Source organism: Pseudomonas sp. CCC3.1 (genome assembly GCF_034347405.1).
GTDB lineage: Bacteria > Pseudomonadota > Gammaproteobacteria > Pseudomonadales > Pseudomonadaceae > Aquipseudomonas.
The window spans coordinates 4,682,588-4,694,266 of record NZ_CP133778.1 but is presented as its reverse complement, the minus strand read 5'-3'; the positions used below and the strand labels follow the sequence as shown (position 1 = coordinate 4,694,266).

The window sequence follows — 11,679 nt, the reverse complement described above, 5'->3', positions numbered from 1 at the left end:
ATGTTTGATAAATAAAGCGCATCACCGTTAGGTTTCACCTCTGGAGCTTGGCATGCCTTTACAAGAACAGTGTTTATGGGAAACCCTGACGCCTCAGCGCCCTCAAGCGCCCATGTTTAAAGGCGAATTGAACGTTGATGTGTGCGTCATCGGTGCCGGGATCACCGGGCTTTCAGCCGCTATTCATTTGCTCGAACAGGGTAAAAGCGTCTGCGTGCTGGAAGCACATCGCACCGGGTACGGCGGTTCGGGGCGCAACGTAGGGCTGGTCAACGCCGGGATGTGGATCCCGCCGGACGACATCGAAGCCGGTTTTGGCGAGGCCATCGGCAGCCAGCTCAATCGCATGCTCGGTGCCGCGCCATCGCTGGTGTTCAGCCTCATCGAGAAGTACCGCATCGACTGTCAGCTGCGCCGCGAAGGCACGCTGCACATGGCCCATAACGCCCGTGGCGAAGCCGATTTACGCAGCCGTGAACAACAATGGAAACGTCGCGGCGCGCCTGTCGAATTGCTCACTGGCGCGGCGTGCGAAGCCGCTACCGGCACCTCAAAAATTGCCGCCGCCTTGCTCGATCGGCGCGCCGGAACACTCAATCCAATGGCCTACACCTCGGGCCTGGCCAAAGCTGCCAGCGACTTGGGTGGGCATGTGTTTGATCTTTCCCCGGTCACCGGGCTTGAACGCCAAGGCCCGCGCTGGTCGGTGCAAACCGCACGCGGAGCGGTCAGTGCCGAGCAGGTGGTGCTGGCGTCCAATGCCTACACCGAAGGCGAGTGGACCGAGCTGCGGCGCAACTTTTTCCCCGGTTATTACTATCAAGTCGCCTCCAAACCCCTGACCGATGACACCGCCAAGCGCATCTTGCCCGGCGGCCAAGGCTCGTGGGACACGCGCCAAGTGCTCAGCAGCATTCGCCGCGATGCCGAAGGCCGCTTGTTGCTCGGCAGTCTGGGCAACGGCAATCAAAAACCGACCTGGTTTCTCAAAGCCTGGGCTGATCGTGTGCAGCAACACTACTTTCCCTACTTGAAAGGCGTGGAATGGGAGTGCACCTGGACCGGCTGCATCGCGTTTACCCCCGACCACCTGATGCGTTTATTTCAGCCTGCGCCCGGTTTAGTGGCAGTCACCGGCTATAACGGCCGGGGCGTGACCACTGGCACGGTGGTGGGCAAAGCGTTTGCCGACTACCTGTGCAACGGCGACGCTAAAGCGTTACCCATCCCCTTTGCACCCCAGCAGCCAGTGTCTGGCGCGGGGCTGCGCAGCTGTTTATATGAAGCCGGTTTCTCGCTGTATCACGCAGGTCAATGCCTGAGAATTGTTATCTAAGCGTGATATTCAATCGCCAGCACGACGTTTTTGCGTACAGCGACTAGCCTGTTGTGGTGCGGCTTGTAGCAGTTACGCACCGAGAGTGTGCAGTTCGGTGACGCGTGTGGTTACAAGGCGGTTGCACGATGCAGGGCAACCCGGTTGCAACATTTGTTGTGCTGGGTGGCACCTGTAAGAAACAAGTGGTTTCACCTTCCTCGGTTTAGACGGTTGCACGCCCAATAAAAATGGGCTCGAAACAGTCGACAAAACAATAAAACAACGGCTTTTCCAAGAATAAAAAACCAATGGCACGCGCCTTGCTCAGCACTTTATGTGAAGTCGCAGTGCCAACTAAAAAAACTCAGGAGCACCACCTCATGTCGCAGACGTTCTACAAGAAAGGCTTTCTGGCCCTCGCAGTGGCTACTGCGTTGGGCGTTTCTTCGTTTGTTCAAGCTGATGTGAAAATCGGTGTGGCGGGCCCGATGACCGGCGCCAACGCGGCATTTGGTGAGCAGTACATGACAGGCGCCAAGGCGGCGGCAGAAGTCATTAACAAAGCAGGCGGGATTAACGGCGAAAAAATTGTACTGGTCGCTGGCGATGACGCCTGCGAGCCGAAGCAAGCGGTCGCCGTGGCCAACCGATTAGTCGATCAGGACAAAGTGATTGGGGTTATAGGACATTTCTGTTCTTCGAACACCATTCCTGCGTCTGAGGTGTACGCCGATGCCGGTGTGATCATGATCACGCCAGGTTCGACCAACCCGCAGGTCACTGAGCGCGGAATGGACGCCGTGTTCCGCATGTGTGGGCGTGATGACCAGCAAGGCATTGTGGCGGGCGATTACATTGTCGACGTGCTCAAGGGCAAGAAAGTCGCGGTCATCAATGACAAGGACACCTACGGCAAAGGCTTGGCCGATGCCACCAGTGCTCAACTGACCAAGCGCGGTGTGAAACCTGTTCTCGAAGAAGGTTTGACCCGTGGCGAGAAAGACTTCAGTGCGCTGGTGACCAAAATCCGCGCAACCGGCGCTGACGTTGTTTATTTCGGCGGCCTGCACCCGGAAGCCGGCCCACTGGTGCGCCAACTGCGTGAGGCTGGCCTCAAAGACGTGAAGTTCATGTCCGATGATGGCGTTGTAACCGACGAACTGGTGGCAACTGCTGGCGGCGCGCAATACGTCGACGGCGTGTACATGACCTTTGGCGCAGATCCGCGCCTGCTGCCAGACAGCAAGGCGGTCGTTGAAGAGTTCCGCAAGGCCGGTAAAGAACCAGAAGGCTACACCCTGTACGCCTACGCCTCGCTTCAAGCCCTGGCGGATGCTTTCAATGGCGCCAAGTCCAACAAAGGCGAAGACGCTGCCAAGTGGCTCAAAGCTCACCCGGTCGAAACCGTAATGGGCAAGAAAGAGTGGGACAGCAAAGGCGACCTCAAAGTCTCTGACTACGTGGTGTACCAGTGGGACAAAGACGGCAAATATCACCAGCTGGAAAAACAGAAGTGAGATGAATTGCTCGCCTGAACGGCGCTTTGCGTCCGTTCAGGCGGGAATGAACCTGCACAACCTGTCTTCTTTTCCAGGAGCTGCGTAAACCGCACCACCCAGGCGAATGCCCGTCAGTTAATAGATGCAACGAGAAACCTGTGGGAGTCTGGCTTGCCAGCGATGCAGGCGCTGCGGTTTATCTGTTAAACCGCGTCGATCTCATTGCGGGCAAGCCCGCTCCCACAGGGGATACGCGTTAACTGACGGGCATTAGTGTGGCGGGCGCGTGTTTGCGCAAGGGCTCAAATGCGTGAGATTGCGTTATGGACGGTATTTTCCTGCAGCAACTGCTGAATGGCCTGACCCTCGGGTCTGTTTACGGCCTGATTGCCATCGGCTACACAATGGTCTACGGCATCATCGGCATGATCAACTTCGCACACGGCGAGGTGTACATGATTTCCGCTTACCTCGCGGCAATCAGTCTGGCTCTGCTGGCGTACTTCGGTATCGAATCCTTCCCGCTGCTGATGTTGGGCACTTTAATCTTCACCGTGGTGGTCACTGGCGTGTATGGCTGGGTGATCGAACGCGTGGCCTACAAACCTCTGCGTAACTCCACACGGCTGGCGCCGCTGATCAGCGCCATCGGTATTTCGCTGATTCTGCAAAACTACGTGCAAATCGCCCAAGGCTCACGCCAGCAAGGCGTTCCGACGTTGCTTAGCGGTTCCTGGCGCGTCGATATTGGCACCGGTTTTGTGCAACTCACCTACACCAAAGTCTTCATTCTGATCGCGGCCTTTGTGGGCATGGGCCTGCTGACCTACATCATCAAGTACACCAAACTGGGCCGCATGTGCCGGGCCACCCAACAAGATCGCAAGATGGCCTCGATTCTGGGGATCAACACCGACCGGGTCATTTCCTACGTGTTTGTGATCGGTGCCGCCATGGCCGCACTGGCCGGTGTGCTGATCACCATGAACTACGGCACCTTCGACTTTTACGCCGGTTTTATCATCGGCATCAAAGCGTTCACCGCTGCGGTACTCGGCGGCATTGGATCACTGCCCGGCGCCATGCTCGGCGGGCTCATCCTGGGAATTTCCGAGTCGCTTTTTGCAGGCTTGGTCAACTCTGACTACAAGGACGTGTTCAGCTTCTCACTGCTCGTGGTGATTCTGATTTTCCGTCCCCAAGGCCTGCTGGGTCGTCCTCTCGTGGCGAAGGTGTAAGTATGTCTGCAGCCATTAATAAACCGATTGATATTAAAAAGAGCCTGGTCGATTCGATTCTGGCCGGGTTGATCTCACTGATTGTGTTCGGGCCTATCGTGGGGGTCGTGCTCGACGGCTACAGCTTTAACCTGCAACCGGCCCGGGTTGGCTGGCTGGTGGGAATTGTGATGGCGGGGCGTTTTGCCCTGAGCCTGTTTTTGCAAACGTCCAAGGGCCTGAAAATCCTTCAGGGCTTTGAGTCCACCGGCTCTGGCGTGCACGTGCTGCCCCCGGACTACAAATCGCGACTGCGCTGGATCATTCCGGCACTCATCGTGATTGCCATCGTGTTCCCGTTCTTCGCCAACAAATACATCCTGACGGTGGTCATTCTCGGCCTGATTTACGTGTTGCTCGGCCTTGGGCTGAACATCGTGGTCGGCCTGGCCGGGCTGCTCGACCTGGGTTACGTCGCCTTCTACGCCATCGGGGCCTACGGGCTGGCGCTGGGCTACCAGTATCTGGGGCTCGGGTTCTGGTCGGTGCTGCCGCTGGCGGCCATTGCCGCGGCGTTGGCGGGATGCATTCTCGGGTTCCCGGTGTTACGCATGCATGGCGACTACCTGGCCATCGTGACCTTGGGCTTTGGTGAAATCATCCGTCTGGTGCTCAACAACTGGCTGTCGTTCACTGGCGGCCCCAACGGCATGCCGGTGCCGTCACCGACTTTCTTCGGGATAGAGTTTGGCCGCGTGGCCAAAGAGGGCGGGGTGCCGTTCCATCAGCTTTTCGGCCTGGACTACAACCCCAATATCAAATTCCTGTTCATCTACATCGTGCTGTTTTTGGTGGTATTGCTGGTGCTCTACATCAAGCACCGCCTGACCCGCATGCCGATTGGTCGCGCCTGGGAAGCCCTGCGCGAAGACGAAATCGCCTGCCGCGCCATGGGCCTGAACCACGTGCTGGTCAAACTCTCGGCATTCACCCTCGGTGCTTCGACGGCAGGCTTGGCCGGTGTGTTTTTTGCCAGCTACCAAGGCTTCGTCAACCCGTCCTCGTTTACCTTCTTCGAGTCGGCGCTGATCCTCGCCATTGTGGTGCTCGGCGGCATGGGCTCGACGGTGGGCGTGGTAATTGCCGCGTTCGTGCTGACCGTGGCCCCTGAGCTGCTGCGCAGCTTTGCCGAATACCGGGTGTTGCTGTTCGGCGTCTTGATGGTGCTGATGATGATCTGGCGACCGCGAGGTCTGATCCGTATTAGCCGTGTCGGGGTTACACCACGCAAGGGAGTCGCGCCATGAACAATCCCTCCATGGACAAAGACGTGGTGCTCTCGGTCGATAAGCTGATGATGCACTTCGGTGGGATCAAAGCCCTGAGTGATGTCAGCCTCAAGGTCAAACGCAACTCGATTTTTGCCCTTATTGGCCCTAACGGCGCGGGCAAAACCACGGTGTTCAACTGCTTGACCGGGTTTTACAAAGCGACCGGCGGCAAGATCGAAATCACCGCCCGTGGTGCGCATACCAATGTGATCAAACTGCTGGGCGAGCCGTTCAAGCTCACTGACTTCGTGTCGCCCAAAGCCTTCGTCAGCCGCCTGTATTACAAAATGTTCGGCGGCACTCACCTGGTCAACCGCGCAGGCCTGGCCCGAACTTTCCAGAACATTCGCCTGTTCAAGGAAATGTCGGTGCTGGAAAACCTGCTGGTGGCACAACACATGTGGGTCAACCGCAACATGGTCGCGGGCATCCTTAACACCAAGGGTTATCGCAAGGCCGAAAGCGATGCGCTGGACCACGCCTTTTACTGGCTGGAAGTGGTCGATCTGGTGGACTGTGCCAACCGTTTGGCCGGTGAGCTGTCATACGGCCAGCAACGGCGGCTGGAGATCGCCCGGGCCATGTGCACGCGCCCGCAGATCATCTGCCTGGATGAGCCCGCAGCCGGTCTTAACCCCCAGGAAACCGAAGCGTTGAGCGCGATGATTCGCCTGCTGCGTGACGAGCACGACCTGACCGTGGTGCTGATTGAGCACGACATGGGCATGGTCATGAGCATTTCCGATCACATCGTGGTGCTCGACCACGGCAACGTGATCGCCGAGGGCGGGCCAGAAGCGATTCGTAACGACCCGAAAGTGATCGCCGCCTACCTTGGCGCAGACGAAGAGGAGCTGATATGACGAGCACGATCCTCGAACTCAAAGAGCTGGATGTGCACTACGGGCCGATTCAGGCCCTGAAAAAAGTCTCGATGCACATTGAAGAAGGCGAAACCGTGAGCCTCATTGGCTCCAACGGTGCGGGAAAATCGACGCTGTTGATGTCGATCTTCGGTCAACCTCGGGCCAGTGGTGGGCAAATTCTTTATCAGGGCGTGGACATCACACAGAAGTCCTCGCACTACATCGCCTCCAACGGCATTGCCCAATCGCCGGAAGGACGGCGCGTGTTCCCGGACATGACCGTCGAAGAAAACCTGCTGATGGGCACCATCCCCATTGGCGACAAGCACGCCAGTGAAGACATGCAGCGTATGTTCGAGCTGTTCCCGCGGCTCAAGGAGCGCCGTACCCAGCGGGCCATGACCATGTCGGGTGGCGAGCAGCAAATGCTCGCCATCGCCCGTGCGCTGATGAGTCGGCCTAAATTGCTGTTGCTGGACGAACCCAGCCTGGGGCTGGCGCCGATTGTGGTGAAACAGATCTTTGCCACCCTGCGTGAACTGGCCAAGACCGGCATGACCATCTTCCTGGTCGAGCAAAACGCCAACCACGCGCTGCGTTTGTCGGACCGGGCCTACGTGATGGTTAACGGCGAAATCCGCCTGACCGGCACCGGCAAGGAACTGCTGAGCAACGAAGAAGTGCGCAACGCTTACTTGGGAGGGCATTAACCCCGCCACTTAACTGTAGGAGCGAGCTTGCTCGCGATCTTTTGATCTTTTAAAAGATCGCGAGCAAGCTCGCTCCTACAGGGGTTGCCGCAAATTGTGGAAAACAATATTGCAACCCTACGAAAGCGCGACATAAAGACGCTGCAAATCACTGTTTTGTCATCGTTTTGACTTGTCCCCGTTTGCTGTGGAGGTGGCTGTGGGTAACGTGGGAGTAGTTGGCTGTAGCCCTTTGTTTATAAGGCTTGCAGAAGCATGGTTGTTTTTTGATCAGCGTTTTTTGCTTGGCTTGTCGCGTGACTTGTCAACAGGTTTATTGAATTATTACCGCCGATAAATGGGCATGACTAACCTGTGGATAAGTCTGTGATTAAACTCTGGAAAGAACGCGCTAGGCGGCGTAATGACTGGCTTCTGGCTATCTGTCTGATTTAGCCGCTCGCACCTTTTTGGGGCGCCTGCATGCCGGGGATGTCCCGGTCAAGTTAAAAACCCTTCAAGTAGCGCTGTAAGCCTTGTGCACAAAGGCTTTTCGCATTTTCGAGTTGCCCCCAAAGACTGTGGGCGGGCCTGTGGATAAGGTGAGTGTAAACAGCGCTAGCCCATACAGGCCAAGGCTTGGAAAGATTTGGTTGTTTTTTGTACAGTTTGCTGGCCTTGATGCTGACGCGCAGGCCGGGCATTCTGCTGAGGGTCTTATTTCAACGGCGGCAAAAGCCCGCCAGCCAAGGAGAACACGATGACTTCCACGCTGTTTATTACCGGCGCGACATCCGGATTTGGTGAGGCGTGTGCGCGCAAGTTTGCGCAAGAAGGTTGGAAACTGGTCCTGACCGGCCGTCGCGCAGAGCGCTTGAATGCGCTGTGCGAAGAACTGTCCCAGCACACCGAAGTGCATGGCCTGGTGGTGGACGTGCGTGATCGTGCAGCCATGGAGCAAGCCATTGCCAACCTGCCGCCGTCGTTCAGCACGTTGCGTGGACTTATCAACAACGCAGGCTTGGCGTTGGGCACAGACCCGGCGCCCAAGTGCGACCTCGATGATTGGGAAACCATGGTCGACACCAACATCAAAGGCCTGCTGTACACCACGCGCCTGCTGTTGCCACGGCTGATAGCGCACGGGCGCGGTGCCGGGATCGTTAACCTGGGTTCCATTGCGGGCAGCTATCCGTACCCGGGCAGCCACGTGTATGGCGGCACCAAGGCGTTCGTGAAGCAGTTCTCGCTCAACCTGCGCTGCGATTTGCAGGGCACCGGGGTGCGGGTCAGCAACATTGAACCGGGCTTGTGCGAAAGCGAATTCTCCATGGTGCGCTTCGGCGGCGACAAAGCCCGTTACGACGCGACCTACCAGGGCGCCGAGCCGATCCAGCCGCAAGACATTGCCGAGACGATTTTCTGGGTGCTCAACACCCCGGCGCACATCAACATCAACCGCCTTGAACTGATGCCTGTCACCCAGTCGTGGAGCGGTTTCGCCATCGAACGCAACGCCAAAGAATAAATGGGCGCCTTCCCACAGGGGAGATGTGTCAGCTTATGTACTGCGCCAAGCCGCTGTAGCAAGTGGCCAGGTGATAAGGCGTGGTCGAGGGCATGTCTTCGCGGCTGACTTTACCCGCTGCATCCCGGCATTCGTACCAGCCGCCCGTGTGCAAAAAGTGCTGCTGCAACGCCAGCAATTGGCGTTGCACACGCTCAAGGCAGTCAGGGCGCAAGGTCAGGGCGCGCAGGTACTCGGCCTGAGCCCAGATGCGCTGGGTGCCGTCACGCAAGGTGCCATCCGGGGCCAGCATGCCGCACACCGCGCCGGTCTGCGGGTCCACCCCGACCTGCTCGGCAAAGCTGAACGCGCGGTCCAGCGAGCCATGCAAGGCGGTCTGGCGCAGCAGGGGCGAGGACGCCAGCAAGAACAACCATTCGAACTGATGGCCCGGCTCAAACCAGTTATCCACAGCCCCGTGCGGTTTTTCCAGCATGACGTTATGCACAGGCTCGATGAAGCGCTGTTGCATGCCGTCGGCCAGCGCCAGCAAGGCGGCTTGCGTCGGGGCATCGTCGCGCACTGACAGCGTGGCTAAAAAGGCCTCGGCCAAGTGCATCAGCGGGTTTTGCAGCGGGCCGCTGCCCAGTGTCGACCAGTCCCGGTCGAGGCTGGCTTCGTACAGGCCGTTGCCGTCACTGAACTGCTCGGCCACCACCTTGAGTGCGGCATTGAGCGCCGACTCCACCAACGGCTCGCGTACTTTGGCCCAGTAATGGGCGCAGGCGAAGATGATGAAGGCGTGGGTATAGAGGTCTTTGCGTTGATCCAGCGGCGCGCCCTGCGGGTCGATGCTGTAGAACCAGCCGCCATGTTCGGCGTCGTGGAAATGGCTTTGCAGCGAGCGGAACAACGCTGCCGCGCGCTCGGCGGCACGGGGGAAGTCCGGGTCGTCGATCAGGCTGGCAAACACATACAACTGGCGGGCGCAGGCCATGGCGCGATAGCGCTGGGGCGGCAACGGTTGATGCGTCGGGCTGAGTGCCTCGTAAGGCAGCGCCAGTTCGGCATTCCAGCCGGGGCCTTGCCAGAGCGGCACGATGACCTGACGGAAATGCTGCTGTACGGCCGCAAAGGTGGCGGTCAGTTCAGGCGAAAAGGCGGAGTTGGCTACATCAGGCATCGGCGGGCGTCGTCACGGCTGGGGCGTTTGCGCGACATGATACACCGTGAGCCTAAACTCTGTAGGAGCGAGCTTGTCTCGCGATCTTTTAAACGATCAAAAGATCGCGAGGCAAGCTCGCTCCTACAATAGGGTTAAGACACCAACAGGCCCTGTTTCTCGATAAACGCCACGATGGTGTCCAGGCCGTGCCCAGTCTTTTGGTTGCTGAACACAAACGGTTTGCCGCCGCGCATGCGTTTGGTGTCGCTGTCCATCAGCTCCAGCGAAGCACCGACCAGCGGCGCCAGGTCGATTTTGTTGATCACCAGCAAGTCGGATTTGCAGATTCCCGGCCCGCCCTTACGCGGCAATTTATCGCCCGCCGACACGTCGATCACGTAGATCGTCAGGTCAGACAGCTCCGGGCTAAAGGTGGCCGACAAGTTATCCCCACCCGATTCGACCAGAATCAGATCCAGTCCAGGAAAGCGTCGGTTCAATTGATCGACGGCCTCAAGGTTGATCGACGCGTCTTCACGGATCGCCGTGTGCGGGCAGCCGCCGGTTTCGACGCCGATGATGCGCTCTGGCGCCAGTGCTTCGTTGCGCACCAGAAAGTCGGCGTCTTCGCGGGTGTAAATGTCGTTGGTCACCACGGCCAGGTTGTACTTGTCGCGCAGCGCCAGGCACAGGGCCAGCGTCAGTGCGGTTTTGCCGGAGCCCACCGGGCCACCGATGCCGACACGCAAAGGTTGTGTGTTCATTACATTCTCCTAGGAACGAAACAGGCGGCTGTACTGGCGCTCGTGGGCCATGCTTGCCAAGGTCAGTCCGAAAGCGGCGCTGCCCATGTGGGATAAGTCGAGAGAGCTGGCGTGTTGTTGTGCCTGCTGCAAGGCGGGCGACAATTCGCTGGTCATGCGTTGCGCGGCTTGCTGGCCCAGCGGCAAGGTTTTCATTAACACCGCCAATTGGTTTTCCAGCCAGCTCCACAGCCAGGCGGCGAGCGCATCCTGTGGGCTGATGCCCCATGCGCGGGCAGCCAATGCCCAGCCGAGCGCCAGATGCGGCTCGTTTTGTTGGCTGAGAAACAGGCGGGCAGGGTCATCCAGTTCGGGTAAACCGGTGAGCAATTGCTGCAAGGAATAGCCCATTTGTCGGCTTTCCTGATGCAGTTCGCGGGTTTCGCGGCTGGCGCGGTGTTCGTCGCACACGCGCTGCAAGGCGCTCCAGTCCTGGTCGGCGGCGGCTTGGCAATGAGCGAGCAACAACGGCGCTTCAAAACGCGCCAGATTGAGCAGCAACTGATCGCGGATCCAGCGCGCAGCCGTCGCCGGGTCACTCACGCGGCCATTGTCGACGGCCATTTCCAGCCCTTGGGAATAGCTGTAGCCGCCAATCGGCAACTGCGGACTGGCCAGGCGCAGCAGCGCCCATGCCGGATTCACAAACGCACACCAAACTGATGCAGGCGCGGCGCGTAGTTGAAGTCTTCTTCACCTGCGCGTGAGTGATGATGCCCGCCGCCATAGGCGCCGTGCTCCGGTTGGAACGGCGCTTCAATGGCTTCGGTGGTCGCGCCCAATTGCTCCAGCATGGCCTTGAGCACGTAATCGTCGAGCAGGCGCAGCCAGCCATCACCGACCTGCAAGGCCACGTGGCGGTTGCCCAGGTGATAGGCGGCGCGGGTCAGTTCAAAGGCGTTGAGGCAGGTCACGTGCAGCAACTGTTCGGGGCTGGCACACACGCGCACGATGCGCCCGTCCTGGGCTTGAAGAAATTCGCCATCGTGCAGGGGCGGCTGGCCGCGCTCAAGGAACAGGCCCACGTCTTCACCTTCACTGCTGAAACAGCGCAGGCGACTTTTGCTGCGGGCTTCAAAGTTGAGGTGTAGCTCGGCGCTCCACACGGGGTGGGTTTCGACTCTGCGATGAATCACCAACATTAGAAGGCTTCCTGCAATGAACAATACGTGAGGCACAGCAAGGGGCTTGCCAACCTTGGGCAAGCAGCAAACTGTAGGCCCAAACACGGTGCACAAAGATGAAGATGTTCTAAATAAGTGCGGGATAACGGCAGTCGCGCAC

11 protein-coding genes are annotated in these 11,679 nt (G+C 58.6%); 7 read left to right on the top strand and 4 right to left on the bottom strand.

From position 1 onward, the window contains the following. The first annotated feature begins 52 nt into the window (after positions 1 to 52). The 7 genes from RHM56_RS20515 (at position 53) to RHM56_RS20485 (ending at position 8,448) form a co-directional block, all read left to right on the top strand. Positions 53 to 1,336: an FAD-binding oxidoreductase gene (locus RHM56_RS20515; protein WP_322235537.1), complete on the top strand. Its 1,284-nt coding sequence runs from the start codon at positions 53 to 55 to the stop codon at positions 1,334 to 1,336. A 362-nt stretch (positions 1,337 to 1,698) separates the two neighbouring features. Next, complete coding sequence (locus RHM56_RS20510) at positions 1,699 to 2,835, top strand: ABC transporter substrate-binding protein (protein ID WP_322235535.1); 1,137 nt, start codon at positions 1,699 to 1,701, stop codon at positions 2,833 to 2,835. Between the two features lie 305 nt (positions 2,836 to 3,140). Then, positions 3,141 to 4,055: an ABC transporter permease subunit gene (locus RHM56_RS20505; RefSeq protein WP_019408327.1), complete on the top strand. Its 915-nt coding sequence runs from the start codon at positions 3,141 to 3,143 to the stop codon at positions 4,053 to 4,055. A gap of 2 nt (positions 4,056 to 4,057) precedes the next feature. Next, a complete protein-coding gene (gene livM, locus RHM56_RS20500; protein WP_322235533.1) occupies positions 4,058 to 5,341 on the top strand; it encodes a high-affinity branched-chain amino acid ABC transporter permease LivM in 1,284 nt (427 codons plus the stop codon). An 11-nt stretch (positions 5,342 to 5,352) separates the two neighbouring features. Continuing rightward, positions 5,353 to 6,228, top strand: a complete 876-nt coding sequence (locus RHM56_RS20495; RefSeq protein WP_322241823.1) for an ABC transporter ATP-binding protein — start codon at positions 5,353 to 5,355, stop codon at positions 6,226 to 6,228. Continuing rightward, positions 6,225 to 6,941: an ABC transporter ATP-binding protein gene (locus RHM56_RS20490; protein WP_322235531.1), complete on the top strand. Its 717-nt coding sequence runs from the start codon at positions 6,225 to 6,227 to the stop codon at positions 6,939 to 6,941. The genes RHM56_RS20495 and RHM56_RS20490 overlap by 4 nt, the downstream gene beginning before the upstream one ends. A 739-nt stretch (positions 6,942 to 7,680) precedes the next feature. Beyond that, positions 7,681 to 8,448 (top strand): SDR family oxidoreductase, encoded by a 768-nt coding sequence (locus RHM56_RS20485; RefSeq protein ID WP_322235529.1) that lies wholly within the window; start codon positions 7,681 to 7,683, stop codon positions 8,446 to 8,448. 28 nt (positions 8,449 to 8,476) lie between these two features. Here the strand turns inward: RHM56_RS20485 and RHM56_RS20480 are convergent, their stop codons facing one another. The 4 genes from RHM56_RS20480 to ureE all read right to left on the bottom strand — a co-directional run bounded on the left by RHM56_RS20480 (position 8,477) and on the right by ureE (position 11,537). Beyond that, positions 8,477 to 9,610 (bottom strand): AGE family epimerase/isomerase, encoded by a 1,134-nt coding sequence (locus RHM56_RS20480; protein ID WP_322235527.1) that lies wholly within the window; start codon positions 9,608 to 9,610, stop codon positions 8,477 to 8,479. Positions 9,611 to 9,744: 134 nt separating this feature from the next. Beyond that, a complete protein-coding gene (gene ureG / locus RHM56_RS20475) occupies positions 9,745 to 10,356 on the bottom strand; it encodes an urease accessory protein UreG (RefSeq protein WP_322235525.1) in 612 nt (203 codons plus the stop codon). A 9-nt stretch (positions 10,357 to 10,365) separates the two neighbouring features. Continuing rightward, complete coding sequence (locus tag RHM56_RS20470; protein WP_322235523.1) at positions 10,366 to 11,040, bottom strand: urease accessory protein UreF; 675 nt, start codon at positions 11,038 to 11,040, stop codon at positions 10,366 to 10,368. After that, complete coding sequence (gene ureE / locus RHM56_RS20465) at positions 11,037 to 11,537, bottom strand: urease accessory protein UreE (RefSeq protein WP_322235520.1); 501 nt, start codon at positions 11,535 to 11,537, stop codon at positions 11,037 to 11,039. Before ureE ends, RHM56_RS20470 begins: the two co-directional genes overlap by 4 nt. Positions 11,538 to 11,679: the final 142 nt, after the last annotated feature.